This window comes from Stappia indica, assembly GCF_009789575.1.
Classification (GTDB): domain Bacteria; phylum Pseudomonadota; class Alphaproteobacteria; order Rhizobiales; family Stappiaceae; genus Stappia; species Stappia indica_A.
Window position 1 is genome coordinate 4,063,199 of sequence record NZ_CP046908.1, and the last position, 25,443, is coordinate 4,088,641.

Genomic DNA, 25,443 nt, shown 5'->3' on the forward strand with positions numbered 1-25,443 from the left:
ATGAACCAAATGACCACGCCCGAGAAAGCCGCTGCCATGCACGAGACCAAGATTGCTGCCGAGAAGGTCCAGGTCTTCTACGGCGACACCCACGCCATCAAGGATGTCAGCATCCGCATCGAAGAGAAGACCGTTACCGCCTTCATCGGCCCGTCGGGCTGCGGCAAGTCGACCTTCCTGCGCTGCCTCAACCGGATGAACGACACGATCGACATCTGCCGCGTCGAAGGCGATATCCTGATCGATGGGGAGGATATCTACGATCCCAAGGTCGATCCGGTGCAGCTGCGCGCCAAGGTCGGCATGGTGTTCCAGAAGCCGAACCCGTTCCCCAAGTCGATCTTCGACAACATCGCCTACGGCCCGCGCATCCATGGGCTTGCCCGCACCAAGGCTGCGCTGGAGGAGATCGTCGCCTCCAGCCTGCAGAAGGCCGGCCTGTGGAACGAGGTGAAGGACCGCCTCGAGGAGCCTGGCACCGGCCTGTCCGGCGGCCAGCAGCAGCGCCTGTGCATTGCCCGTGCCATCGCCGTCAGCCCCGAAGTGATCCTGATGGACGAGCCCTGCTCGGCGCTCGATCCCATCGCCACCGCCAAGGTGGAGGAGCTGATCGACGAGCTGCGCGAGAACTACACGATCGTCATCGTCACCCACTCCATGCAGCAGGCCGCCCGCGTGTCGCAGCGCACGGCCTTCTTCCACCTCGGCAACCTGGTCGAGGAAGGGGCGACGAACGACATCTTCACCAACCCCCGGGACAAGCGCACCCAGGACTACATCACCGGCCGCTTCGGCTAGTCTGGACCAGCCGCGGGAACAGACGGGATGACGCGCGCGCCTCGCCGCGCCCCGAATGGAGAAGAAACATGAGCCAACATACCGTTTCGTCGTTCGACGAGGAGCTGAAGGACATCGCCGGCCGCGTGTCGGAGATGGGCGGCCTCGCCGAGATGATGCTGAACGATTCCGTGCAGGCCCTGGTGCGCATGGACAAGGAGCTGGCGCGCCGCGTCATTGCGCAGGACAAGCGCGTCGATGCCCTGCAGTTCGAGATCGAGGAGCAGGCGATCCTGATCATCGCTCGCCGCCAGCCGGTCGCCAGCGACCTGCGTGACGTCATCTCGGCAATGCGCATTTCCAACGATCTGGAGCGCGTCGGCGACCTCGCCAAGAACGTCGCCAAGCGCGTCATCGCCATCGAGGGCACCTTCGACTCCAAGAAGTTCGCCCTTGGCGTCGAGCACATGACCGAGCTCGCCCAGAGCCAGCTCAAGGATGTGCTGGACGCCTATGCCGGGCGCGACGGCACAGCGGCAGCCGCCGTGCGCGATCGCGACGACGAGGTCGATGCGCTCTACACCTCGATCTTCCGCGAACTCCTCACCTACATGATGGAGGATCCGCGCCAGATCTCGGTCTGCGCCCATCTGCTGTTCTGCGCCAAGAACATCGAGCGCATCGGCGATCATGCCACCAACATCGCCGAGAACGTCATGTACATGTCGACCGGCGTGCTGCCGACCGACGAGCGCCAGAAGGTCGACGAGACCGGCATCGAGACCGATACGGCGTCCTGAGGGCGTTCAGGCGAACTGAGCATGGCGCGGGCGGCACTGTCGCCCGTCGCCGCTGACAACGAGAGCCGGCAAGGCGGCGCGAGCGAAAAGCCGCGCCGATGCCTCCCGGCCGGGTCGATTGGACAAGGGTACCCCATATGCCGAAGGTCCTGATTGTCGAGGACGAAGAGCCTCTGGTGATGATGCTGCGCTACAATCTCGAGGCCGAGGGCTACAAGGTCGAGACGTGCATGCGCGGCGACGAGGCGGATCTTCTCCTGCGCGAGAGCCAGCCGGACCTGCTGCTTCTCGACTGGATGCTGCCGGGTCTGTCCGGCATCGAACTGTGCCGCCGCCTGCGCTCGCGTCCCGAGACCGAGCGCCTGCCGGTGATCATGCTCACCGCGCGGGGCGAGGAGCAGGAGCGCATCCGCGGCCTTGCCACCGGCGCCGACGACTACGTGGTGAAGCCCTTCTCGATCCCCGAGCTGATGGCGCGCGTGCGGGCCATGCTGCGCCGGGCAAAGCCGGAGGTGGTGTCCTCTCTGCTGCGCGCCGGCGATCTGGAACTCGACCGGGAAACCCACCGGGTGCGCCGTTCGGGGCGCGAGATCCATCTCGGTCCGACCGAGTTCCGCCTGCTGGAATTCCTGATGACGTCGCCGGGGCGCGTCTTCTCGCGCGAGCAGCTGCTGGACGGTGTCTGGGGACACGACGTCTATGTCGACGAGCGGACGGTCGATGTTCACGTCGGCCGGCTGCGCAAGGCCATCAACCGCGGCAAGGTGCCGGACCCGATCCGCACCGTGCGCGGCGCCGGCTACGCCTTCAACGACCAGTTCGCCGCCGCCGCGTCCTGACGCGCGCCGGCGGCAGGGACGCCGGGCAGGGCGGTCTGCCCACCTATCTGCGAACAACGAGAAAGGCCCGCCGCGGTGATCGCAGGCGGGCCTTTCTCGTTTCGGCTGCCCATCTTGAACAGATGGGCGGGCGTTGCCTCAGCCGTTGGCGACGTTGCGGTCGCGGCGGCGGTCGCTCGCCGGCTGGTAGGCGATGCGGCAGTGATAGGTGCAGTAGGGGACGCCCGGGTTCGACGGGTGGCCGCAGAAGTAGAAGTCTTCCTTGGTCGGGTCGCCGATCGGCCATTTGCAGGTCCGCTCGGTCAGCGTCAGGATGGTCGCGCGCTTGGCGATCGGCACCAGCTCGGCAACGGGCTTGGCCTGCGGCGCGGGGGCTGCGACCGGTGCCGCCTCGACCTTCAGCGCGGTGGCGCCCATTGTCTGCGGTGCCGACGGGGCGCTGCCGCCCTGCTGCGGCGAGGCGGTCTGCGCCGCGTCCTCGGCGCCGCCCTTTGCCGGCTTGCTCCGGGGCTTCTGCGCAGGTGCGGCCGCCTTGGCGCGTCCCGACAGGCCGAGACGGTGGACCTTGCCGATCACCGCATTGCGGGTGACGCCGCCCAGCTCGGCGGCGATCTGGCTGGCGCTCAGCCCGTCCGTCCAGAGCTTTTTGAGAAGGTCGACGCGTTCGCTTGTCCAGGACATGCGCTCAACTCCGTGTTTGATCGGGCCCCGACATCTGGTTAATAAAAGGTTATCGGCACACCGTAGGGGTGCCCCGCTCATTGCCGGATTTTGAGGCTATTGTGAGTCGGATACACGAGATGTCGTATTTCTTGACTGCAAAGCTACAATATGCCGGGTTTGCGGTTCAAGGTGAGGGGGCGATTCACCTGGGGATTGATACGGTTTTCCCCAGAAAAGGCCGTTTCTGGCGACTTTGGCCCTGCCGGGCGCCTGGCGGCGCGCTCAGCCAATTCCGTTGACTTTCCCGCGCGCTCCCGGTGTATAACGGGGCTTCCTCGCCGTGCCGCCTCTCGTGGGCGGCATAATTGCTTTCGGCAGTGGGTGCCAGCGGTTCTTGCAGCTCTTTGCGGCAGCAGGACGGCAACATTCCAGGTCCGGGCGAGGGCATCGAAGGCGGCTGGGGCCGCCAAGGCATCTCCCCGGCAGGCAAGCCGGTCAATGGGAGCAGGAAGGACATGGAAGGTTCATCTCTCTATCAGACCTACAGCCGCGCGAACTTGGAGTTCGTGCGTGGCGAGGGTGTGTGGCTGGAGACTTCCGATGGCCGACGCTTTCTCGACTGCGCCGCCGGCATTGCCGTCAATTCGCTCGGCCATTCCCATCCCGGCCTCGTCAAGGCGCTGAAGGACCAGGCCGACAAGCTGTGGCACGTGTCCAACGTCTATGCCATTGAGGGGCAGGAGGCGTTCGCGCGCAAGCTGACGCAGGCGACCTTCGCCGACCGCGTGTTCTGCACCAATTCCGGCGCCGAGGCGCTGGAATGCGCGATCAAGACCGCGCGTCGCTACTTCTATGCGAAGGGCGAGCCGGAGCGGATCGACATCATCACCTTCGAAGGCGCCTTCCACGGCCGTACGCTGGCGACCATCGCCGCCGGCGGGCAGGAAAAGTACCTGGAAGGCTTCGGCCCCAAGGCGCCGGGCTTCATCCAGGTGCCGTTCGGCGATCATGAGGCGCTGCTTGCAGCCATCGGCGACACCACTGCGGGCCTCCTGATCGAGCCGATCCAGGGCGAGGGCGGCGTCCGGCCGGTGCCGACCGAATATCTGCGCGAGCTGCGCCGCCTGTGCGACGACAAGGGCATCCTGCTGATCCTCGACGAGGTGCAGACCGGCGTCGGGCGTACGGGCAAGCTCTTTGCCCATGAATGGGCCGGCATCACCCCGGACATCATGGCGATTGCCAAGGGCATCGGCGGCGGGTTCCCGCTCGGCGCGTGCCTTGCGACCGAAGAAGCGGCCTCCGGCATGAAGCCGGGCACGCATGGCACCACCTATGGCGGCAATCCGTTGGCCATGGCGGTCGGCAATGCGGTGCTCGACGTGGTGCTGGCCGACGGCTTCCTTGAGGGCGTGCAGAAGAAGGGCTTGCTGTTGAAGCAGAAGCTTGCCGCCGTCGTCGACGGCCATCCCGCGATCCTGGAAGAGATCCGCGGCAAGGGCCTCATGCTCGGCCTGAAGTGCCGGGTCACCAATACCGAGCTGCTGTCGCATTTCCGCGAGGCCGGCGTGCTGGCCGTGGGCGCGGGCGACAATGTCCTGCGTATCATGCCGCCGCTGACCATCACCGAGGCGGAGATCGAGGAGGCCGTGTCGCGCATCGACCGCGCCGCCACCGCCATGGAAGCCGGGCTCGAGCGGGGAGCTGCAGAGTAATGACGATCCAGCCGCGCCATTTTCTCGACCTCACCGATGTCGATGCCAGCGAGCTGCGCTTCATCCTGGACGGCAGCCGCCGCATCAAGCAGGCGCGCGGCCCCGTCCGCGTGTCCGGCGGCGGCCCGCTTGCCGGCCGCGTGCTGGCCATGGTGTTCGAGCAGCCCTCGACCCGGACCCGCATCTCCTTCGATGTCGGCATGCGCGAGCTCGGCGGCGAGACCCTGATGCTGACCGGCGCCGAGATGCAGCTCGGCCGCGGCGAGACCATCGCCGATACGGCCCGCGTGCTGTCGCGCTATGTCGACGCGATCATGATCCGCATTCTCGATCACGACGCGCTGACGGAGCTGGCCGAATACGCCACCGTGCCGGTGATCAACGGCCTGACCAAGCGCACCCATCCATGCCAGATCATGGCCGATGTGCTGACCTTCGAGGAGAAGAAGGGCAGCATCGCCGGGCGCAGCGTCGCCTGGACCGGCGACAGCAACAACGTGCTGGCGTCCTGGGTGCATGCCGCGGCCAAGCTCGACTTCGCGCTCAACATCGCCACTCCGTCGCAGCTGGCACCGCCGGCCGAGCTGATCGCAGCGGCCCGCAAGGCCGGTGCCGAGATCCGCATCACCGACGATCCGTTCGAGGCCGTGAAGGGCGTCGACTGCGTCGTCACCGACTGCTGGGTCTCGATGGGCGACGACGACGGCGACCGCCACAACCTGCTGAGCCCCTATCAGGTCAACGACCGCCTGATGGCGGAAGCCGACAGCAAAGCCATCTTCATGCACTGCCTGCCCGCCCATCGCGGCGAGGAGGTGACGTCGGAGGTGATGGACGGTCCGCAGTCCGTCGTCTTCGACGAGGCGGAAAACCGGCTCCATGCACAAAAGGGCATTCTGGCCTGGTGCTTCGGAGCGCTGCAGGACTCGTAGGATCCGACCATGAGCGTTCAGGACGAACTGGAGCGGCTGGGCGTCACCCCGGCCGGTCGCGATGCCGTGCTTCCCTTTGCGGTGGAGCCGCTGGACGTGCGCGGCCGCGCCGTGATGCTCGGCCCGGTGCTCGACCGCATTCTGGAGCGTCACGCCTATCCGGCGCCGGTCTCGCGTCTTCTCGGCGAGGCGGCGACGCTCGTCGCGTTGCTCGGCACCTCGCTCAAGTTCGACGGACGCTTCACCCTGCAGACCACGACCGACGGTCCGGTGTCGATGCTCGTCGTCGATTTCCAGACGCCGGACGGCCTGCGCGCCTGCGCCCAGTTCGATGCCGAGGCCGTTGCCGCGGCCGAGGCGGCCGGGCAGACCGACACGCCCTCGCTGCTGGGCAACGGGCATCTCGCCATGACGGTCGACCAGGGTGCGGCGATGAACCGTTACCAGGGCATCGTCGCGCTGGACGGCATCACGCTCGAAGAGGTGGCGCATCGCTACTTCGCCCAGTCGGAGCAGATCCCGACCGTGGTGCGCCTTGCCGTCGGCGAGGTGCTGGACCGGCGCGCCGGCGACAAGCCTCGCCATTCCTGGCTGGCCGGCGGCGTGCTCGCGCAGTTCCTGCCCGAGGCGCCGGAGCGCATGCGGCAGGCCGATCTGCCGCCGGGCGATGCGCCGGAAGGGGCGTTCGAGCACGAGTTCGAGGAGGACGACGCCTGGCGCGAGGCCCGCGCCCTGGTCGAGACCCTGCGCGACGACGAACTCGGCGACCCGGACATGAGTGCCGAGCGGCTGCTGTTCCGCCTGTTCCACGAACGCGGCGTGCGCATCTTCGCGCCCCAGCCGCTCGCCGACCGGTGCCGCTGCTCCGACGAGCGCATCCGCGGCATGCTGAAGGGCTTCACCGCCGAGGAGCGCGACGACATGACCGTCGGCGGTCGCATCGAGGTGACCTGCCGCTTCTGCAATACCCGCTACGACTACAGCCCCGACGAGTTCTGAGCCCGCGTGTCAGGTGTCCTTGGGCAGGGCCGGAGTGCCCGACGCCAGATCGGCGGTGCCTGATCCGATATCCGGGGTACCGGATCCGATATTCGGCGTGCCGGATGCGATGTTCGGCGTGCCGCTCGCCGTTGGCGGCGAAGGTGGCGGCTTCGTCGGTCGGGGCGAGATGACAGGCGTGCCGCTCGCCGTTGGCGGTGAAGGTGGCGGCTTCGTCGGTCGGGGCGAGATGACAGGCGTGCCGCCTGCAACCCCGGTTTCGGGGGGAGTGGAGGGGAGCGAATAAAGGTCTCGCCCTCCGGCCGATGCCTTCTTGTCAGCTTTCCCGTCCGGATCGCCGGGTTTGGTTTCGGTCTTGCGCGTCATGACTGGCTGACCTCCCTGAGGTGTTTCGTCTCTCGATTGCAAGGGGAGTATGATGCACCCTTTCCGGGCGAGGGTTGACCTGCGTCAATCCAGACCCTGCGCTGACCACGAAAAGCGGCAGAAATCGTCCCATCCTGTCACTGGATGTGACAGGGGCCGCGGTGGTCACATTTTGATACACTCTTCGCCTTGCCAGTCGTTTGCGGCGCCTGAATAGTCCGCAATTGCGGCATGGGCGCCCGCGAAGCAATCCAGTCCGCGCCGGAATGCCTATAGGGTACCGGAACGCGCACAAGAGAGCATTCGAGTGGAAAAGAGTGTCATGCTGAAATCGGTGGACGATAACAACCGCACTCCCAGGGGGGAGGTCGCCTTCGAGCGCCCCCAGACCCGTGGCCGCTCGGCGGGTCGCACCGGTATCCTTGCCGCGAAGCTCGTTCTGCAGGCGGTGATCGCGCTCGCCGTGCTGATCGCCGCCTATGTCGGCATGAACCGGCTGATCCTCGCCAAGGATCCGGTGCCTGTGCGGCCCGCGCGCGAGACCGCCTATATCGTTGAAACGACGCCGGTCGAGATGCGGGACCACGCGCCGATGCTCTCGCTCTACGGCGAGGTCACCGCCGCACGCACCGCCGAACTCCGCACCCTGGTGGCCGGCGAGATCATCCGGGTCAATCCCGCCCTGGAGACCGGCTCCATCATTTCTTCCGGCGAGGAACTCCTCGCTGTCGATCCTTTCCAGTACGAGGGCGCCGTCACCGAGGCGCGCGCCAATCTCGTCGAGGCCCGTGCCGCCCTTGTCGAGGCCAGGGGCCGGGTGTCCACCGAGGAAGGCAATGTCGAGCGCGCCCGCGAGCAGCTCGAATTCGCGCAGCGCGATCTGCAGCGGGCCGAGCAGCTGCTCGGCAGCGGCTCGGTGACCGAGCGCACGGTCGACGAACGCCGCCTGCTGGTCTCCCAGCGCGGCCAGGCCCTGGAGCAGCGCCGTTATGCCCTCGATGTCGAGAAGGCGCGCGTCGACCAGCAGCAGGCGGCCATCGACCGGCTGCAGTGGCGTCTGTCGCAGGCCGAGCGGAACCTTGCCGACACCGTGCTGAAGGCACCCTTCGACGCGGTCGTGCGCTCGGAGAACGCGGCCATCGGCCGGCTTGTCGGCGTCAACGATGTGGTTGCGACCCTGTACGCGCGCGATGCGCTGGAGGTCCGCTTCTCCCTCTCCGACAACCAATATGGCCGTATCCTGTCCGACAACGGCACCGTGGTCGGCCGGCCTGTCGAGGTGTTGTGGCATATCGGTGGCCAGCCGGTCGCCTATCGCGGCGAGATCCGCCGGATCGGCGCCGAGGTGGCGCTGGCGCGCGGCGGCATCGACGTCTATGCCAGCGTTACGGTGGCGGACGGGCAGCCGGCGCTGCGGCCGGGCGCCTTTGTAGAGCTGCGCCTTGCCGACCGCACCTACCCCGCCTCCGCCCGCATCCCCGAGGGGGCGATCTACGGCACCGACCATGTCTTCGTGGTCGACGAAGAGAACCGCACGCGCCGGCGAGACATCGAGGTGCTCGCCTTCGACGGGACCCATGTCATCGTCTCGGGCGATCTCGCAACCGGCGACCGTCTGGTGTCGACCCGGCTGGACAAGGCCGGAGAGGGCCTCCTCGTTTCCGAGCCGCGCAATCGCGGCGCCAACACGGGCGGCTGACCCATGCGCGACACCGGCTTCGTTCCGCGCGGCGTAATTGGCCATTTCCTGCGCCATCGCAACGCCGCCAATCTCGTCATGGTGCTGATGATCCTGTTCGGCGCCTTCGGCCTTGCCCGGCTGAACGCCGAGTTCTTCCCGCAGATCGTCATCGACCGCATTTCCGTCTCCGTCTCCTGGCCGGGCGCCAGCGCCGAGGACGTGGAGAAGAACATTCTGCAGGCCATCGAGCCGGAACTGCGCTTCATCGACAATGTCGACGAGATGGTTTCGTATTCGCGTGAGGGCGCGGCCTCGATCAGCCTGGAGTTCCTCGAAGGCGCCGACATGCAGAAGGCGCTGTCGGACGTGGAGCAGGCCATCGCCGGCATCACCACGCTTCCCGAAGATGCCGAGCGGCCGGTCATCTCGCTCGCCAACTGGTTCGACCGGGTGGCCCGCGTTGCCCTGCGCGGCCCCTTCAGCGAGGATGCGCTGAAGGCGTTCGCCCGCCAGATCCGCGACGGCCTGATCGACCGCGGCATCGACAAGGTCTCGTTCAACGGCTTCCGCGACACCGAATACGTGGTCAAGGTGCCCGAGCGCGAGCTGCGGCGCCTCGACCTGACGCTTGCCGATATCTCCGAGCGCGTGGCCGCCAACACCCGCGACCTCCCCTCCGGCGACCTGCAGGGCGGCGTCGAGCGGCAGGTGAGGGCGGTTGCCGATACGTCCTCGCCGGAGGCGATCAGCCGTATCGTCGTCAAGTCCTTCCCGACCGGCGAGAAGATCGAGCTGCGCGACATCGGCGATGTGTCTCGCTCCTACGATCCGGACCAGACCATCGGTTATTCCGACGGTATGCGCGCCGTCGAGCTGACCGTGGAGCGTTCGGCCCGTGCCGACCAGCTCAAGGTCAACGCCATCCTCGACCGCTACCTGGCCGAGATCGCGCCGCAGCTGCCGGCCTCGCTGGAGCTGGTCAAGTACGAGGTGCGCGCCGAGGCGCTGACCGACCGCATCATGATCCTGGTGGAGAACGGCATTTCCGGCCTGTTCGTCGTCGTGATCGTGCTCTTCGCCTTCCTCAACGGCCGGATCGCCCTGTGGGTCGCGGCCGGCATTCCGGTCGCGATGATGGCGACGCTCGGGTTCATGTGGGTCTCCGGGCAGACCCTCAACATGTTCTCGCTCTTCGCGCTGATCATGACGCTCGGTATCATCGTCGACGATGCCATCGTCGTCGGCGAGCACACCGCCACCCGCATTGCCATGGGCGACGGGCCCTATCTGGCGGCCGAAGAAGGCGCCGGCCGCATGCTCTGGCCGATCATCGCCGCCTCGACCACCACCGTCGCCGCCTTCCTGCCGATCATGCTGATGGGCGACACGATCGGCCAGCTGATGGGCGTGCTGCCGCTCGTCGTCGTCGCGGTGATCACCGCCAGCATCATCGAGTGCTTTTTCGTGCTGCCGGGCCACCTTGCCCACTCGCTCGCCCGTCCGCCCTCGTGGAACTGGTGGCGGGTGGTGCTGATCGCCGGCGTGCCGGCGCTCTTTCTCGTCGGCCTCGCCGGGCGCGACGACATCACGGTGCCGGTCTGGCTCGACTGGCTGGCCGTGCCGGCCCGCACAGGCCGCGAGACCTTCGGCACGGTGCCCTTCGATATCGCCGTGGTCGTTGTCTTCTTCGTCGTGGCTTCGGCGGTCGAGTTCCTGCTGCTCCTGCTGCGCCGGGCCCGTACCCGCCGCACCTTCGACGAGCAGCCGGGCTGGTTCCGCCGCAACTTCGATGCCGGCTTCGGCTGGTTCCGCGACGTGCCGTTCCGCGCCTTCGTGCGCCTGACCTACGACTGGCGCTATGTCACGGTCGCCTTCGCCATCGGCCTGCTGCTGCTCACCGCCGGCCTGATGCGGGGCAACCATGTCGGCTTCCGTTTCTTCCCCTCGCCGGAGGCGGAGAACATCCGCGCGACGGTCGATTTCGTCGCCGGCATCTCCATCGAGGACGCGGAGAAGGCGTTGCTGCGCATCGACGGCGCCTTGCGGCAGGCGCAGGAGAGCCTGACGGCGGAGACCGGCGAGACGCTGGTCGTCGCGTCCTATGCGACCCTCGGTCAGTCGGGTAACAGCCGGGGCAACAACGTCGCCAGCATCGACGTCCAGCTGACCACCTCGGAGCAGCGGAGCGTGCGCACGCCCGACATCGTCCAGGCCTGGCGGCGTGCCATTCCCGAGATCCCCGGCACCAAGCGCGTGGCCGTGTTCGAGCGGCGCGGCGGCCCCCCGGGGCGCGATCTCGACATCCGTCTGATGGGCGACGATACGCGCGCGCTGAAGGAAGCCTCTCTGGAGCTGCAGGAGATGCTGACCTCCTATCCGGGTGTGGATGGGGTGGCCGACGACCTGCCCTATGGCAAGCCGGAACTGGTGCTGGATATCAGCCCGCGCGGCAAGGCACTCGGCTTCACCGTCGAGAATGCCGCCCGCCAGATCCGCTCCGCGCTGGAAGGCTCCATCCCGCGCCGCTTTGCCCGCGGCGAGGAAGAGATCACGATCCGCGTCAGGCAGGAAGTATCCATGGGGGGCGGGGCCTTGCGCGAGCTCTCCTTGCGGGCGCCGAGCGGCGAGTTCGTGCCGCTGACCGAGGTCGTGACGCTGGACGAGCGCGAAAGCTTCTCGGTGATCCAGCGCCGAGACGGCCGCGTCACCGTTGCCGTCTCGGCCGATGTCGATGCGGATGTCACGTCCAACATCGAGATCGTCCGCGACCTCGAGACCGGCAAGATGCAGGAGCTCGCCGGCAAGTACGGCGTCGACTACCGCTATTCGGGCCGCGAGGAGGAGCGGCGTGCCGCCTTCTCCGACCTGCAGCTCGGCATGGTCGCGGCGCTGGCGATGATCTACCTGATCCTGGCCGCGATCTTCGCAAGCTATTTCAAGCCGCTGGCGGTGATGTCGATCATTCCCTTCGGTGTGGTCGGCGCGGTGGCGGGCCACTACTTGATGGCCTATGACCTGACCATCCTCAGCTTCGTCGGCCTGCTCGGCCTGTCGGGTATCCTGGTCAACAACTCGATCATCCTTGTCGACCGGTTCGAGGACCACATCAAGGACGGCCGCAGTGTCGCCGATGCCGCGGTGATCTCGGCGCAGGATCGCCTGCGCGCCGTGCTGCTGACCTCGCTGACGACCATCGGCGGACTTGCGCCGCTGCTGTTCGAGACCAGCCTGCAGGCACGCTTCCTGATGCCGATGACGATCACCATCGTCTTCGGACTGGCGACGGCAACGCTTCTGGTTCTCGTGCTGGTGCCGGCGTTGATCGGCATTGGCGAAGACCTGCGGCGGATGGTCAGCCTGCGCCGCGATCCCCATGGCGACGACGGCGGCGATCAGGGCCACCGCTCCGGACCGCCGGCCCAGGTGCCGGCGGAATAGGAGCTAAGCTGCGGCGAGCCGCCTTGCGAAATCGGCAGCCGCCTTCGCGGCGAGCGCCAGGTTGCCGTCCCAGGTGGCCGGCGACGCATTTTCCAGCGGGCGCGCAGCGCCGCGTCGCGAAAATGCGGCAGAGAAAAAAGGCGCGCCGGCCTTAGGTTTCCGCGAGCCGCGTTGCGAAATCGGCGGCCGCCTTCGCGGCGAGCGCCAGGTTGCCGTCCCAGGTGGCCGGCGACGCCCCGCGCGGGGCAAGGTCGTGGTTGCCGTCCTCCAGCCAGACGAGCTCGACATGCGCGGGCAGGGTGACTTCGGCGATCTCCGCGGCGTTGCCGAAGCCGTCGCGGTCGCCTTGCGCGACCAGTATGGGCCGGCGCGCGCCTTCCAGCGGCGCCATGCGCCACTCGTCCGGCTTGCCCTGCGGGTGGAACGGATAGCCGAGGCAGACGACGCCCGAGACGCGCTTGGGCAGCGAGCTGCCGGCCGCCAGCATGGCGGCAACGCGTCCGCCCATCGACTTGCCGCCGACAAGCACCGGCCCCTCGACGCTTTTCGGAACGTCCTGCAAGGCGCTCTGGTATTCGCCGACCAGCAATTCTGCCTTGGGCGGCGGCCGCTTCGAGCCTCCGGTGCGCCGTGCCGCCATATAGGCGAATTCGAAGCGTGCGACCGCAAGGCCGGCCGCCGCCGCATGGCCGGCGAAGCGGTTCATGAAGCCGGAATCCATGGCCGCGCCGGCGCCGTGCGCCAGCAGCAGTGTCGCCACGGTCGGCGTGTCGCCTTCGGGGCGGGTCCAGAGTAGCTCGGTCATCCGTGGCCTTTGGTCGCGATCTGTTGAATTGGATTGCGAGCGCCTATCTCACGGGATGGGGTAAGGTGCAAGCGCCACTGTGGCAAGGCAGGGATCGCGAGGGGATGATGAGCGAGGCAACCGTCCGGCTGCTGCTGTTTCTGGGCATCTTCGCTGCCATGGCGCTGTTCGAGCTGGCCGTGCCGCGCCGCGCGCTGATCTTCTCCCGCGCCCGGCGGTGGACCACCAATCTCGCCATCGTCGCCACGGATACGGCGGTGCTGCGGATCGTCTTCCCCATGGCCGCCGTCGGCATCGCGCTGTGGGCCGGCGAACGGGGTATCGGCCTTTTCCCGGCGCTCGGCATGCCGCTGTGGCTTGCCGGCCTGCTCGGCTTCGTGCTGCTGGACTTTGCCGTGTGGGCCGAACACTGGGCCTCGCACAAGATCCCGCTTTTGTGGCGCATCCACCGGATGCACCACGCCGACCGCGACATCGACGTGACCACCGCCCTGCGGTTCCATCCGCTGGAGATCGTCGTCTCGATGCTGTGGAAGGCGGCAATCGTCGTCGCCTTCGGCATTCCGGCGGGCGCGGTGCTGGTCTTCGAGGTGGTGTTGAACGGGGCGGCGATGTTCAACCATGCCAATGTCCGCCTGCCGCTGGCGCTGGACCGCTGGCTGCGCGTTCTGGTGGTCACGCCGGACATGCACCGGGTCCATCATTCGGTGATCCGGACCGAGACGGATTCCAACTACGGCTTCAACCTGGCGATCTGGGACAGGCTGTTCGGCACCTATGTCGACCAGCCGGCACGGGGGCACGAGGGCATGGTGATCGGCCTCGACGAATACCAGCACGACGGGCCGGCCGGATACGTGTGGTCGCTCGGCGTCCCCTTCATGCGGATGCATCCGGACAGCGGCAGGCGCAGCGAAGACGCTCCGGCGCGCAGCAAAATGCCGGCCTCGGACGCTGCCGAGTAGAGATCGCTTCAGTAGAAGCTGACGGGGAAGTAGCGCAGGTACAGCTCGCTGTAGACGCCCTTCAGCTGCAGCCGCTGCAGGGCATGGTTGACCGCTTCCTGCCGCAGCGCGTCCTCCTTGCGGAAGGCGATGGTCATGCCGCGATCGAAATAGCCCGGCTCGATCCACGGCTCGCCGACGAAGACGCAGCAGTCGCCGGAGGTCTTGCCGTTCAGCCAGAAGGACAGCGACAACCCGTCGCCGAAATGCACCACGGCCTCTTCCGTGCCGAGGGCCGCGCGCGCTTCCGTCGCCCCGTCGAAGGGAACGATCTGCGCATCCGCGAAATAGCTGCGCAGGAAGCGCTCATGCACCGTGCCCTCGACGACGGAGATCTTCCGTCCCGCCAGTCCTTCCGGCGTGGTGTCGATCTCCGCGCCCTTCAGCGCAACGAAACGGGCCGGCAGGCCGATATAGGGGTCGGAGAAAAGCAGCGTCTTGACGTTGGCTTCGGTCATCGCCAGTCCGGCGATGACGGCGTCGCCTTCCTCGCGCACCAGGGCCGGCACCAGCGCGTCGAAGGACTTGATGCGCAGCGAGCAGGCCGCGTCCAGTTCCTCGCAGATCGCGCGCGCCAGATCGATGTTGAAGCCGGTCAGCCGGCCGGTTCCGTCGCGAAACGAGAAGGGCGGGAAATCGTCGCTGGCAAGAAAGCGGATCGTCTCCGGCGGCACGGTCGGCCGGTCGCTGCTGCTGCGCGGGTCCCAGAAGTTCGGCACGGTGACGCCGGGTGCTGCCTCCTGCGCTGCGGCCGGGCGGGCGAGAGGGTCAGTCAGAAGCGCGAGACATGCAACCGCCATGAAAGCAAGGGTTGCAATTCCTGAAATCCTGCTATCAAATCGCATCGCTGTCTTGGCCGTTTGTCGGGGGGCGAACCGCAATGAAGTCCGGGCCTTGCGCCTGCGCCGTGCCGTATTTTCGGCACTTCTGTCGCTGCGCTGTCCGGCGGGGCATGGCACTCCCCTTTGCCGTCGCTCCCGTTCTCCCTTGCCCGCCTGTCGAGGGGCCTGCACGTTGATGGCGGACGGGCAGTTTCCGGATCCTTCGTTTCCGCAAGCTGCCCGCGCCGACGCGATCCTATCACATCGATCCGCGCCCGCGTCCAGCCATGCGATGCGCGTCCACGCTCGGCGCAATGGCGTACCGCCGCCCGCCGTTGTGCTTCGGCAGATGGCGGCCGAGGCAAGGTCCGCACCGGCGGTGCCGTCCCGGCTGCCGCCTGAGTTGGCGCTGTTGCGCGGGCGGGGCCTTGCCGATGCGCATCTGGTGGCGCTCGCCCGCCGCGCCGGCCCGCGCGAGGGCGCGCTGGCCCGGCTGCTGATGGAGGAGGGGCTCGTCGCACCCGACGCCTATTACGCCGCGCTCGCCCAGTCGCTTGGCCTGCCCTTCCTGCCGCAGGGCAGTTTCCGGGCGGATGCGCAGCTGGAGCTTCTGCCGCCTCCCGGCTTTCCCGGTCCGCTCTTTTGCGGCCGCACACCGTCGGGCGAGCGGCTCGCCGTGTTCGCGCCGGTGCCCGAGAGCGTCGCCGCGATCCGTGCGCTGCTGGCGCGCGCGCCGTCCTTGCGCGCGCGTCTTGCCATCGCCACCCCAGTGGCGCTGGAGCTTGCCGGCCGGGCCGCCGCGCCGGGTCTGCGGCTGGCGAGCGAGCGGCCCGATGTCAGCGCCCGCGCGGTGCTGACGCGCGGACAGATCGCCGTCGCCGGGCTTGCCGTCGCCGCCTTTTGCCTTGGCCGGCTACTCACCGTGGAGGCGCTGGTCATCTTCGCCTCCGTGCTGGTGACGCTGCTCGGCATGATGCTCGGCGCGTTGCGGCTTCTGGCCGGTCTCAGCCACACGCCCAGCCCGCGGCCTGCGCAGTTAATCCCCGCCCGGCTGTTGCCGCGCTACTCCGTGCTGGTGCCGCTGTACCGCGAGGCGCGGGTGGCGCAGAGCCTGGTGCGCCATCTGGACGCCCTCGATTATCCCCGCGACCGGCTCGAGATCCTCTTCCTGCTGGAGGAGGACGACAGCGAGACCCGCGCCGCTCTCCTCCCGTATCTGGGGCCCTGCATGCGCGTGCTGACCGTGAGCGGGGCGGGGCCGCGCACCAAGCCGCGGGCGCTCGTCCACGGGCTCGACCATGCGCGCGGCGAGCTCATCGCCGTCTATGACGGGGAGGACCGGCCGGAGCCGGACCAGTTGCTGCTGGCCGCCTCGCGCTTTGCCGAGCTGCCGCCCTCCGTCGCGGTGCTGCAGGGGCACCTTGCCATCGATCACCGAAGCCACCGGTTCTTTCCGCGCCAGTTCCTGCTGGAATATGCGGGCCTCTTCGATTGCCAGCTGCCCTGGTTTTCCGCGCGCGGCCTGCCGTTTCCGCTCGGCGGCACGTCCAACCACTTCCGCCGCACCGCGCTGGACGCGGCCGGCTCGTGGGACCCCTACAACGTCACCGAGGATGCCGACCTTGCCATGCGGCTGGTGCGCGGCGGCTGGTCGATGCAGATGCTCGCCTCCACCACCTTCGAGGAGGCGCCGCTCAGCTGGCGCGCCTGGCACGGGCAGCGCGCCCGCTGGCTGAAGGGCTGGCTGCAGACCCTGCTGGTGACGCTGCGCGAGCCCTTCCGTCTGGCTGCGGAGCTGCGCCGCACGCGCCTTGCCGTGCTTCTCGTCTATCTGCTGGCCATGGTGGTGACGCTCGCCGCCCATCCCTTCTTCGTCGGCATCCTGCTGCTTTACGGCTCCGGTGTTGCCGGCCTGCTGCCGCGCTTCGACGTGCTCGGCGGCGTGGTGCTGACGCTGGCCGGCGTCAGCGTCACCCTGTGCTATGCCAGCATGACGCTTCTGGCGATCGCCGGGGCGGCAGCACGCTCGCGCCTGCCGTCGTTGCTCGACCTGGCGCTGATCCCGGCCTATTGGCTGGCCCAGAGCCTTGCCTTCTATGCCGCCGTCGTCGATCTGGTGCGCCGGCCGCACCGCTGGCAGAAGACCGAGCACGGCCTTGCCCGTCGTCCGTCGCGAATGCCCGGCGTTCAAAGGCGCGGCAAAACCCACTAGTGTCCTCTCTCCTGTGGTTGATGATTCCCGGCTGGTGCGCGACGTGTCGTCCTTTTCCTTCGTCCATGCGGCGGACCTGCATCTCGGTAGCCCCCTGACGGGGCTTTCCCTGCGCGATCCCGAAATCGCTCGCCGCTTCGGCGAGGCGACCCGCACCGCGCTGTCCACGCTCGTCACCCGCACCATCGAGGCGGGAGCCGCCTTCATGGTCATCGCCGGCGACGTCTATGACGGCGAGTGGCGCGACAATTCCGTCGGCCTGTTCTTCGCCCGCGAGATGGCGCGGTTGGAGCGTGCCGGCATTCCCGTCTTCATCCTGCGCGGCAACCACGATGCCGAAAGCGTCGTCACCCGCGCCGTCACCCTGCCGGACAATGTCACGAGCTTCGGCACCCGCCGTCCGGAGACGCACACGCTGGACGATCTGCGCGTTGCCCTGCACGGCCAGAGCTTCCCGGACCGGCAGGTCGGCGAGAACCTTGCCGCCGCCTATCCGGCGCCGGTGCCCGGCCATTTCAACATCGGCGTGCTGCACACCTCGCTGACCGGCCGCCCGCCCCATGCCGACTATGCGCCCTGTTCGCTCGCAGACCTGGCGGCGCGCGGCTACGGCTACTGGGCGCTCGGCCATGTCCACGCCTTCGAGGTGGTGAGCGAAGATCCGCCGGTGGTCTTTCCCGGCAACATCCAGGGCCGCTCGATCCGCGAAACGGGCGCAAAGGGCGCGGTGTTGGTCACCGTCACCGATGGCGAGGTGTCCGGCATCGAGCGGATGATCGTCGACGAGGCGCGCTGGGCCCGCGTCGAGATCGCCGCCGGCGGGGCGGAGGATCTCGCCTCCCTCGTCGTCGCGGCGCGCGAGGCGCTGCGTCCGCATGTGGCGGCGGCCGAGGGGCGCCCGCTCGCGCTGCGCCTGCGGCTGTCCGGCGAGAGCCAGCTTTACGGCTGGGCGCTCGCCAACCGCGCGCTGCTCATCGACGAGATGCAGAACGCCTGCCATCAGGCGGATGCCGAGGCCTGGCTGGAGAAGCTGGAGCTCGACCTTGCCCCGCCCGCCGAGGCCCGTCCGCTCGCACCGCTCGATGCCTCGCTCGACCTTGCCGCGCTGCTTGCAGAGGCGGCGAACGATCCGGACTTCCGCGAGGAGGCCGCCGGACAGATCGGGCTGCTGGTCAGCAAGCTTCCCGCAGGCCTCGTCGACCCGGCCGCGCCCTTCGGCGAGGAACTCGACACGCTGGTCGCCGAGGCGCGGGCGCTGCTCGCCGAACGCATCGCGGAAGGGAGCTGAGGCGGATGCGGATCGAGCGGCTGCATCTGCTGCGCTACGGCAGCCTGACCGACCGGGAGCTGCGCTTTCGCCCAGGCGCCGGCCTGCATCTCGTCTACGGCCCCAACGAGGCGGGCAAGAGCTCGACGCTCGCCGCGATTTCCGACCTGCTGTTCGGCTTCAGCGAAAAGCGGCGTGCGGCCGACGGTGCCGAGGAACGGCGCTACGACTTCCTGCATGAGGCACCGAGCCTGCGCGTGTGCGCAACGCTCACGGACGCGCGCGGCAACAGCCTGTCGCTGCGCCGCCGCAAGGGCCGCAAGAACACACTGCTTGCCGACGACGAGAGCGAGACGCCGCTCGCCGACGATGTCTTGGTGCCCTTTCTCGGCGGGCTGACGCGCGAAGTCTTCCAGCTCGCCTTCGGCCTCGATTCCGCGCGCCTGCGCGAGGGCGGGCGCATGCTCCTGTCCGGCGACGGGGAGGGCGGGGAGATCTTTGCGGCCGCCTCGGGCCTGCACGGGCTCAATGCCCTGCGCGCCGATCTCGACCGCGAGGCGGACGGCCTGTTCGCGCCGCGCGCCTCCGGTACGCGGAAGATCTACCAGGTGCTGGAGCGCCATGCGGAGGCGCGCCGCGAGGAGCGCGAGCGCCAGCTGCGCGAGGCCGAATGGAAGTCGCTCAACAAGGCGGTCGAGACGGCGAACGAGACGCTGACCGAGGCCGAAGCGCACCTCAGCGAGGCCCATGCCCGCCGCGAGCGCCTTGCCCGCCTCGTCAGTCTCAAGCCGCTGCTTGCCCGCGTTACCGCGAGCGAGGCCCGCCTTGCCGCCTTCGCCGATCTGGGTGAGGTGCCCCGCGGCCTTGCCCGCCGGCTGCAGGAGGCGCTTGCCGCCACCACGACAACGGCCGAGGCGCAGCGGGATGCGGTCCGCCGCCTGCAGGAGGCGGAGGAGCTGGCGCGCGGCATCGCGGTCGACCGCCCGCTCATCGAGGTGGCCGCGGACGTGACCGCGCTGCATGCCGAGATCGGGGCGGTGCGTCAGCGAAGAAGCCAGATCCCGCGTGTCGAGCAGGAGGCACGCGACCTGACGGATGCGATCGGGGCCCAGCTGCGCCGCCTCGGCCTGACGCTGGAGCCGCAGGACAGCGAGGCGATCCGCGCCCGCCAGCCCTCAGATGCGGGCCTTGCCGATCTTGCCGCGCGCCTTGCGGAGGGCGACGGGCTGTTGCGCCGGCGTGCCGAGTTGCAGGCGGTGCTTGCCAGAGAGAGCGCGGACTTCGAGCGCCTGTCCGGCGGGGCTGTGGATGGGCGTGCGGCCGATCCGGCGCCCTTGCGCGCCCGTCTTGCCGCGCTCGCCCCGCAGATCCGCCAACTGGAAGAGCGCGACCGGCTGCAGCCGGCGCGCGAGCGTCTGACAAGCCGCCTCATGGAGACCGCTGCGCGCCTGTCGCCGCCGGTTGCCGAGCCCGAGCGTCTGGCCGCCGCGCCGCTGCCCGGCATCGAGCAGATCGCGGAGTTTCGCGCCCGGTTCGATGAGATCGGCGAGGCGCTGCGCCGCCACCGCGAGCAGGACGCTGCGCGCGTCGAAGAGATCGCGGGTCTCGACGCCGCCATTGCCGAGAGCGAGCGCGGCGGCGCCATGCCCTCGCGCGCCCGCATCGAGGCCGCGCGGCGCGAGCGCGACGAGGCGCTTGCGAAGGTCCCGGATGGCGGCAAGCCTGCTCTGGAGGCGGCGCAGCCGCTGCTGCGCGAGGCCGACCAGCTGGCCGACCGTGCCGTTGCCGAGGCCGACCGCGTGTCGCGCCATGCTGCCGATGTCGCCCGCCGCGATGCGCTGCTTGCCCGCCGGGCCGAGGCCGCGCGCCAGGGGGAAGCGCTCTCCGCCGATCTTGCCGCCGCGAAGGCGGCCTGGGCCGCGCTCTTTGCGCCCCTCGGGCTGGAGCCGGCAGGTCCCACCGCGATGACCGAATGGCGAAAATCGGTTGACCGCTGGCTGGAGCAGCGCGACGAACTGGCCGATCTCGTCTCCACCATCGATGGCCTGGAGGCCAGTGCCAGCCGTGCCTTGCCGGGACTGGCAACCTTGGCCGGCGAGCTGGGGCTGGCCGTGCCGGCGGCCGGCGACCTTGCCCGCGATGGCCTTGCCCTGCTGCGCCTGGTCGAGGGCGAGCTGGAGCGCCGGGCCGAAGGCTTCCAGCAGGGCCGTGCGCTGGCCGCGCGTATCGGCGATGCTGCGGCGCGCCTCGACCGGCTGAAGCGCGAGGCCGCCGAGGTCGATGAGGCGCAGGCGCGCTGGCGTCAGGACTTCGACGCAGCACTTCGCGCGGCAGGCCTTGATCCCGGCGCCTCGCCGCAGGCGGCCGCGGCCGTGCTGGAGGTCTGGCGCGAACTGTCTGCCGCGCTGACCGAGCGCGACAAGCTCGCCCGCCGCGTGCGCGGCATGCAACGCGACAACGAGGCGTTCTCGGCTGCTGCCCTCGATCTCGTACGCCGTGTCGCCCCGAGCCTTGCCGAGGGCGAGGAAGGCACGGAGCCCGACCGGCTGGTCGAGGCGCTTCATGACCGTCTTGCCGAGGAGCGCGCGGCGCTCACCCGCGCGGAAGGGGCCGGCGAGGCGCTTGCAAGGTCCCGCGCCGAGCTGGCCCGGGCCGAGGAGCGGCAGGCGGGCGCAGCAACGCAGCTTTCCGGACTTTGCGCCGACCTTCCCGAGGCGCTGCGGGCGGGCGACATGACTTCGCTCGCCGCCCGTCTGACGGAGCGCGACGGCGCTGCCGCCGCCCTCGACGAGACGCTGGCGCTGTTTGCCGAAACGGCGGCAGGCGAGCCGCGCGAAGCGGTTGCCGAAGAGCTCTCGGGTCTCGACGAAGGGGCAGCCCAAGCCGCGCTGGAGCGGCTCGCCGGCGAGATCAATGCGCTGACCGCAGGCATGAAGGAGGCGCTCGCCGCCCGCCATGCCGCATTGGCCGAGCGCGACCGCGCCGAGGCCGGCGAAGGGGCCGACCGCGCCGCCTTCGAGAGGCTCGCCGCCGAGGCCGAACTGCAGGAACTCGGCCGCCAGTGGCTCGTCACCCGGCTTGCCTCGCTGCTTCTCTCCGGCGCGCTGGAGCAGCACCGCGCCCGTCAGGACGATCCGCTGCTGGAGCATGCCGGCCGGCTGTTCGCCGGGCTCACCTCCGGCTCCTTCGAGGGGCTGACGCGCCGCTTCGGCGAGGACGACCGGGCAGAGCTTCTGGCGCGGCGCCCGGATGGGGCGACCGTCGGCCTCGTCGGCTTGAGCGACGGCACCTGCGACCAGCTCTATCTGGCGCTGCGGCTTGCGTTTCTGGCCGACTACGCCACCCGCGCGGAGGCCGCCCCCTTCATCGGCGACGACCTGTTCCAGACCTTCGACGATGCGCGCACGGCCGCGGGCCTGCGCACGCTTGCAGGCCTGTCGGACACGCTGCAGCCGATCCTCTTCACCCACCACGCCAGCGTGGTCGACATCGCCCGGCGCGAGCTCGGCGAGCGGCTCGACCTGCTGGAGATGTGAAAGGCGCTTTCTGCGTGTTGCCAGCGGCGGCGCGATCCGGCATGGCTTGCTGCATAACCGCATTTTCCCACCTGGAAAGCCGCCATGCGCGCTGAGCGCTTCGACACTGTTATCCTCGGGGCCGGCGCCGCCGGTATGATGTGCGCCGCCCATGCAGGCGCGCGGGGCGGGCGCGTGCTCGTCATCGACCATGCCAAGGCGCCGGGCGAAAAGATCCGCATTTCCGGCGGCGGGCGCTGTAATTTCACCAATATCGGCGCGACGGCCCGCAATTTCCTGTCCGCCAACCCGCATTTCGCCAAGTCCGCGCTCGGCCGCTACACTGCCCGCGATTTTCTGGCGCTGGTCGAGCGGCACCGTATCCCCTGGCACGAGAAGACGCTGGGCCAGCTTTTCTGCGACAACTCGGCCGGGGATATCATCGCGATGCTGCGCGCGGAGATGGACGCGGTCGGCGCCGAGTTGCGGCTCTCGACCACCTTGGAGGAGCTGGAGCGCGGGGATAACGGCTTCCGCGTGACGCTGGGCGGCGAGGGGGCGGCGACGGTCTCCTGCCGCCATTTCGTCGTCGCCTGCGGGGGTAAGTCGATCCCCAAGATGGGCGCGACCGGCCTTGGCTACCGCATCGCCGAGCGCTTCGGCCTCGCCGTCACCGAAACGCGGCCCGCCCTGGTGCCGCTGACCTTCGCCGAAGACATGCTGGCGGGCTTCCGCGAGATCGCCGGCGTCGCCGCGCCGGTGCGCATTTCCTTCGGCAAGACCTCGTTCGACGAGGCGATGCTCTTCACCCATCGCGGCCTGTCCGGCCCGGCGATCCTGCAGATCTCGTCCTATTGGCGCGAGGGCCAGCCGGTCCGCATCGCCTTCCTGCCGGGCCGCGACCTTTTGGGCGAACTGCGTGCCTCGCGCCAGGAAAACGGCCGCCGCAGCCTGGCCAATGCGCTCGCCGAGATCCTGCCGAAGCGCCTCGCCGGCTACATGGCGGACCGCCACGGCTGGTCGGGCCAGATGGGCGAGACCGGCGACCGGAAGCTTGCCGCCATCGCCGCGACGCTGCAAGGCTGGGAGGTGATGCCGCTCGGCACGGAAGGGTACCGCACGGCCGAGGTGACGCTCGGCGGCGTCGATACGGCGGGGATCAACTCGAAAAGCCTGGAGGCCAAGGCCGTGCCGGGCCTTTATTTCATTGGCGAAGTGGTCGACGTCACCGGCTGGCTCGGCGGGTACAATTTCCAGTGGGCCTGGTCTTCGGGCTGGGCCGCCGGCACGGCGATTGCCGAGGCGGGCGCTTAAGGCCGCCGCAAAAGCGGGATCTCGCGCGCCACCCGCCGCGCCATCTCGCTCGCCTCGCCGGCAAGCCCCTGCGCAACGCCGGCCCGGTCGGCGGCGCTGCGGTTCTGGCTCATCTTCCGCTTGCCCTCCAGGCGGGTGATAACCATCCGCATGCCGACGATCCCGCGAAGCTGCGCGGCGACGAAATCGGCCGGCGCGTCGGAGACGGCCCAGGCATTCGCGCGCCCGGCCTCGTGCCGCTCCGTCAGGCGGCGGACCACCTGAAGCAGCCGATCCGCGTCCTCGAAAAACTCAATCTTTCCATAGGCATGGACGGCGGCGTAGTTCCATGTCGGCACGACCTTGCCGTGCTCCGCCTTGCTGGCGTACCAGCCGGGGGAGACATAGGCGTCAGGCCCGGAAAAGGTCGCCAGCGCCTCACCGAGGACCGGCGCGCGCCACTGGGGATTGGCGCGGGCAAGATGCCCGTGCAGCACCCCGAACGGGCCTTCAGCTGGGTCGAAGAGCAGCGGCAGCGGCGTCGCCAGCAGGCCGTCGGCGGTGGCGGTGACGAGCGTTGCGAGGGGGCAGGCCCCGATCATCGCGGCGAGCGCTGCGGGATCGTCCTCGCGAAAGGCAGGCGGCGTGTACATCGGCAAAGGATCCGGACAGTCGTGACTGCCTTGAAACTAGGGGCTTTTCGCCCGTCCGCGAAGGTCCGCCTGCCGGCGCAATCGGGGTACCGCTTCGCGCAAAGCCGGCTCAGGCGAGCAGGGCGGCGAGGCCCTCGTGGGTGCGGCCGGGAGCGATCTGGTGGATCTCGGCGCTGACGACGCCCTCCTTGACGAACGGGTCCGCGGCAACGCGCGCCTCCAGCGCTTCGCGGGCCTCGCCGCGGGCGAGAACGGCACCCCCGACACCCGGCACCAGGCTGCCGGCGAGCAGGAAGACGCCGTCCTCGAAGCCCTGGCGGATCCAGGCGTTATGCCCGTCCATGTGGCGGGGCGCCTCCGCCCTGTTGGTGGCGAATTTCAGGAACACGACGAACATGGCTTTCTCCTTTGAAAACGTGAGACCGATCAGGCGCTTGCCGGCACGGTTTGGTCGAGCCAGCGGGTGAGATCGGCGACTTCCCGCTCGACGAAATCGGCATCATTGAGGGCATTGGCGAGGGTCGCTATCCCCTGGCTGCGGGCGATCAGATGCAGCGCCAGACGGTCGGCATCCGGGCCAAGGCCGAGCGCTGCGAACTGGCGCGCCAGCCAGTCGCGGAACAGGGCAAAGAGGCCGCCGGCATCGCTCAGCGAGGGGTGGTCGATCTTGGCAAGCTCGGCGGTGAGCGTGCCGACCGGGCAGCCGTGGCGCAGGATCTTCGCCCGGTTGGCGATCAGGATGCGGATGAAGCAGCGGATGCGCGCCGCCGGGCTGTCGCCGGCCTCGCTCTCCCAGGCCACTAGGAGCGCGCGCGTCGCCTCCAGCCGCCGGTCGATCACAGCAATGAGGATCTCGTCTTTCGTCTTGAAATGATGGTAGAAATTGCCCCGCGAAATGCCGACCGCCGCCGCGATATCGGCAAACGAGGTGTGCTCGAACCCCTGCTCGTAAAACAGCCGGTCGGCCTCGCCGACGATCTGGTCGCGGGTCGCGCGCGCCATTCTCCCCCACCCTTCCTCTGGTTGCTGCCCGGACAGGGGATAGTGCCTGTCTGGGACGCTCGTCCTAATTCTGATTTAGGACGAGCGTCCCAATCCTGTCAAGCGGGGACAACAGGGATGGCGGGGAGGGCGGGACGGGCGAAGGAAGGACGCGCGGCGAAGCGGCGCGAACTGCCCGAAACGGCGGCGCAGCGGCAGGATCTTCCGGCTAACCGTCTGAAAACAGGCGTGTTTTGGTCGCTACGGAAAATTGAGAAATTTTGCGCGGAATTTTGCAAAATCGCGTCTCGAAATGCTCGAAAATTGAGAAAGCCGTCGCAAACGCACTGAAATCGGCCGTTCGCCCGAAATCGGCAGGGGAAGCCGCGGCACTGGTCAGGAGAGGGACCGGCTACCCGCCCGGCCGCCGACCGGGCCGCCTGTCGGGCCAAGAGGGAAGGACCGGGATGTTATCCCCGGTCCGACTTTTTGTAGGAAAATGCCGCGTTCAGACCAGTGCCGCATTACGGCGGTGAGCCCGAAGAGCGCAGTTGCCAGTCTAGGTCAAAAGTGCGGCGAGAGGGGAAGCGTGGAGCGGGTGAAGGGAATCGAACCCTCGTCACTTGCTTGGGAAGCAAATGCTCTACCATTGAGCTACACCCGCAACGCCCTCCTGACTACA

The 25,443-nt window shown here is 68.7% G+C and carries 20 protein-coding genes and 1 tRNA gene; 13 read left to right on the forward strand and 8 right to left on the reverse strand.

From position 1 onward, the window contains the following. Positions 1-9 precede the first annotated feature (9 nt). The 3 genes from pstB to phoB all read left to right on the forward strand — a co-directional run bounded on the left by pstB (position 10) and on the right by phoB (position 2,416). Positions 10-798, forward strand: coding sequence for a phosphate ABC transporter ATP-binding protein PstB (gene pstB / locus GH266_RS18955; RefSeq protein ID WP_244953848.1), 789 nt, complete (start codon positions 10-12; stop codon positions 796-798). A 68-nt stretch (positions 799-866) separates the two neighbouring features. Beyond that, a complete protein-coding gene (gene phoU / locus GH266_RS18960; RefSeq protein ID WP_158195219.1) occupies positions 867-1,577 on the forward strand; it encodes a phosphate signaling complex protein PhoU in 711 nt (236 codons plus the stop codon). A gap of 137 nt (positions 1,578-1,714) precedes the next feature. Beyond that, the gene (phoB, locus tag GH266_RS18965) at positions 1,715-2,416 is read left to right on the forward strand and encodes a phosphate regulon transcriptional regulator PhoB (RefSeq protein ID WP_158195220.1); all 702 of its coding nucleotides are present in this window, start codon (positions 1,715-1,717) and stop codon (positions 2,414-2,416) included. Between the two features lie 138 nt (positions 2,417-2,554). On the opposite strand, the gene GH266_RS18970 is transcribed toward phoB, so the two are convergent. Further along, a complete protein-coding gene (locus GH266_RS18970; protein ID WP_158195221.1) occupies positions 2,555-3,097 on the reverse strand; it encodes a GcrA family cell cycle regulator in 543 nt (180 codons plus the stop codon). 497 nt (positions 3,098-3,594) lie between these two features. On the opposite strand from GH266_RS18970, the gene GH266_RS18975 reads away from it, so the two are divergent. The 3 genes from GH266_RS18975 to GH266_RS18985 are packed head-to-tail and all read left to right on the forward strand — an operon-like array spanning position 3,595 to position 6,725. Further along, the gene (locus GH266_RS18975) at positions 3,595-4,794 is read left to right on the forward strand and encodes an aspartate aminotransferase family protein (protein ID WP_158195222.1); all 1,200 of its coding nucleotides are present in this window, start codon (positions 3,595-3,597) and stop codon (positions 4,792-4,794) included. After that, on the forward strand, positions 4,794-5,726 hold the full coding sequence (gene argF, locus GH266_RS18980) for an ornithine carbamoyltransferase (protein ID WP_158195223.1): 933 nt from the start codon (positions 4,794-4,796) through the stop codon (positions 5,724-5,726). Before GH266_RS18975 ends, argF begins: the two co-directional genes overlap by 1 nt. Positions 5,727-5,735: 9 nt before the next feature. Next, complete coding sequence (locus GH266_RS18985; protein WP_158195224.1) at positions 5,736-6,725, forward strand: Hsp33 family molecular chaperone; 990 nt, start codon at positions 5,736-5,738, stop codon at positions 6,723-6,725. 9 nt (positions 6,726-6,734) lie between these two features. Here GH266_RS18985 and GH266_RS18990 read toward each other — a convergent pair whose 3' ends face one another. Continuing rightward, positions 6,735-7,091: a hypothetical protein gene (locus GH266_RS18990; protein ID WP_158195225.1), complete on the reverse strand. Its 357-nt coding sequence runs from the start codon at positions 7,089-7,091 to the stop codon at positions 6,735-6,737. Between the two features lie 322 nt (positions 7,092-7,413). Here GH266_RS18990 and GH266_RS18995 point away from each other — a divergent pair, with 322 nt between their 5' ends. Both GH266_RS18995 and GH266_RS19000 read left to right on the forward strand, forming a co-directional pair. After that, the gene (locus GH266_RS18995; RefSeq protein ID WP_158195226.1) at positions 7,414-8,790 is read left to right on the forward strand and encodes an efflux RND transporter periplasmic adaptor subunit; all 1,377 of its coding nucleotides are present in this window, start codon (positions 7,414-7,416) and stop codon (positions 8,788-8,790) included. 3 nt (positions 8,791-8,793) lie between these two features. Beyond that, a complete protein-coding gene (locus GH266_RS19000) occupies positions 8,794-12,210 on the forward strand; it encodes an efflux RND transporter permease subunit (protein ID WP_158195227.1) in 3,417 nt (1,138 codons plus the stop codon). Positions 12,211-12,361: 151 nt separating this feature from the next. Here the strand turns inward: GH266_RS19000 and GH266_RS19005 are convergent, their stop codons facing one another. Continuing rightward, entirely contained in the window at positions 12,362-13,015 is a 654-nt protein-coding gene (locus GH266_RS19005) for an alpha/beta family hydrolase (protein WP_158195228.1), read from the reverse strand. Between the two features lie 107 nt (positions 13,016-13,122). Here GH266_RS19005 and GH266_RS19010 point away from each other — a divergent pair, with 107 nt between their 5' ends. Further along, positions 13,123-13,980 carry a sterol desaturase family protein gene (locus GH266_RS19010; protein WP_158195229.1) on the forward strand — a complete coding sequence of 286 codons (858 nt, stop codon included), beginning with the start codon at positions 13,123-13,125 and terminating at the stop codon, positions 13,978-13,980. Positions 13,981-13,988: 8 nt separating this feature from the next. Here the strand turns inward: GH266_RS19010 and GH266_RS19015 are convergent, their stop codons facing one another. Next, positions 13,989-14,819: a transporter substrate-binding domain-containing protein gene (locus GH266_RS19015; protein WP_158195230.1), complete on the reverse strand. Its 831-nt coding sequence runs from the start codon at positions 14,817-14,819 to the stop codon at positions 13,989-13,991. Between the two features lie 424 nt (positions 14,820-15,243). On the opposite strand from GH266_RS19015, the gene GH266_RS19020 reads away from it, so the two are divergent. From GH266_RS19020 to GH266_RS19035, 4 genes are all read left to right on the forward strand, one after another. Then, positions 15,244-17,052, forward strand: a complete 1,809-nt coding sequence (locus GH266_RS19020) for a glycosyltransferase family 2 protein (RefSeq protein ID WP_158195231.1) — start codon at positions 15,244-15,246, stop codon at positions 17,050-17,052. A gap of 13 nt (positions 17,053-17,065) precedes the next feature. Then, a complete protein-coding gene (locus tag GH266_RS19025; protein WP_199270376.1) occupies positions 17,066-18,340 on the forward strand; it encodes a metallophosphoesterase family protein in 1,275 nt (424 codons plus the stop codon). Between the two features lie 5 nt (positions 18,341-18,345). Then, positions 18,346-21,855, forward strand: a complete 3,510-nt coding sequence (locus GH266_RS19030) for an ATP-binding protein (RefSeq protein WP_158195232.1) — start codon at positions 18,346-18,348, stop codon at positions 21,853-21,855. A gap of 84 nt (positions 21,856-21,939) precedes the next feature. Next, complete coding sequence (locus tag GH266_RS19035) at positions 21,940-23,148, forward strand: BaiN/RdsA family NAD(P)/FAD-dependent oxidoreductase (protein ID WP_158195233.1); 1,209 nt, start codon at positions 21,940-21,942, stop codon at positions 23,146-23,148. Here GH266_RS19035 and GH266_RS19040 read toward each other — a convergent pair. The 4 genes from GH266_RS19040 to GH266_RS19055 all read right to left on the reverse strand — a co-directional run bounded on the left by GH266_RS19040 (position 23,145) and on the right by GH266_RS19055 (position 25,425). Further along, positions 23,145-23,780 carry an FMN-binding negative transcriptional regulator gene (locus GH266_RS19040; protein ID WP_158195234.1) on the reverse strand — a complete coding sequence of 212 codons (636 nt, stop codon included), beginning with the start codon at positions 23,778-23,780 and terminating at the stop codon, positions 23,145-23,147. The genes GH266_RS19035 and GH266_RS19040 overlap by 4 nt on opposite strands. A 109-nt stretch (positions 23,781-23,889) precedes the next feature. Then, a complete protein-coding gene (locus GH266_RS19045) occupies positions 23,890-24,177 on the reverse strand; it encodes a YciI family protein (RefSeq protein ID WP_158195235.1) in 288 nt (95 codons plus the stop codon). Between the two features lie 29 nt (positions 24,178-24,206). After that, complete coding sequence (locus GH266_RS19050) at positions 24,207-24,782, reverse strand: TetR/AcrR family transcriptional regulator (protein ID WP_158195236.1); 576 nt, start codon at positions 24,780-24,782, stop codon at positions 24,207-24,209. Positions 24,783-25,351: 569 nt separating this feature from the next. Next, positions 25,352-25,425 (reverse strand) — tRNA-Gly (locus tag GH266_RS19055). Positions 25,426-25,443: the final 18 nt, after the last annotated feature.

Excerpts from the sequence above, each read along its gene's own strand:
- GH266_RS18995 (WP_158195226.1), top strand. The coding sequence starts at position 7,414 with ATGCTGAAATCGGTGGACGATAACAACCGCACTCCCAGGGGGGAGGTC.
- GH266_RS19035 (WP_158195233.1), top strand. The coding sequence starts at position 21,940 with ATGCGCGCTGAGCGCTTCGACACTGTTATCCTCGGGGCCGGCGCCGCC.
- GH266_RS19015 (WP_158195230.1), bottom strand. The coding sequence starts at position 14,819 with ATGGCGGTTGCATGTCTCGCGCTTCTGACTGACCCTCTCGCCCGCCCG.
- GH266_RS18975 (WP_158195222.1), top strand. The coding sequence starts at position 3,595 with ATGGAAGGTTCATCTCTCTATCAGACCTACAGCCGCGCGAACTTGGAG.
- GH266_RS19030 (WP_158195232.1), top strand. The coding sequence starts at position 18,346 with ATGCGGATCGAGCGGCTGCATCTGCTGCGCTACGGCAGCCTGACCGAC.
- GH266_RS19005 (WP_158195228.1), bottom strand. The coding sequence starts at position 13,015 with ATGACCGAGCTACTCTGGACCCGCCCCGAAGGCGACACGCCGACCGTG.
- GH266_RS19010 (WP_158195229.1), top strand. The coding sequence starts at position 13,123 with ATGAGCGAGGCAACCGTCCGGCTGCTGCTGTTTCTGGGCATCTTCGCT.
- GH266_RS18970 (WP_158195221.1), bottom strand. The coding sequence starts at position 3,097 with ATGTCCTGGACAAGCGAACGCGTCGACCTTCTCAAAAAGCTCTGGACG.
- GH266_RS19050 (WP_158195236.1), bottom strand. The coding sequence starts at position 24,782 with ATGGCGCGCGCGACCCGCGACCAGATCGTCGGCGAGGCCGACCGGCTG.
- phoB (WP_158195220.1), top strand. The coding sequence starts at position 1,715 with ATGCCGAAGGTCCTGATTGTCGAGGACGAAGAGCCTCTGGTGATGATG.
- argF (WP_158195223.1), top strand. The coding sequence starts at position 4,794 with ATGACGATCCAGCCGCGCCATTTTCTCGACCTCACCGATGTCGATGCC.
- GH266_RS18990 (WP_158195225.1), bottom strand. The coding sequence starts at position 7,091 with ATGACGCGCAAGACCGAAACCAAACCCGGCGATCCGGACGGGAAAGCT.
- GH266_RS19000 (WP_158195227.1), top strand. The coding sequence starts at position 8,794 with ATGCGCGACACCGGCTTCGTTCCGCGCGGCGTAATTGGCCATTTCCTG.
- GH266_RS19040 (WP_158195234.1), bottom strand. The coding sequence starts at position 23,780 with ATGTACACGCCGCCTGCCTTTCGCGAGGACGATCCCGCAGCGCTCGCC.
- phoU (WP_158195219.1), top strand. The coding sequence starts at position 867 with ATGAGCCAACATACCGTTTCGTCGTTCGACGAGGAGCTGAAGGACATC.
- GH266_RS19045 (WP_158195235.1), bottom strand. The coding sequence starts at position 24,177 with ATGTTCGTCGTGTTCCTGAAATTCGCCACCAACAGGGCGGAGGCGCCC.
- GH266_RS18985 (WP_158195224.1), top strand. The coding sequence starts at position 5,736 with ATGAGCGTTCAGGACGAACTGGAGCGGCTGGGCGTCACCCCGGCCGGT.
- pstB (WP_244953848.1), top strand. The coding sequence starts at position 10 with ATGACCACGCCCGAGAAAGCCGCTGCCATGCACGAGACCAAGATTGCT.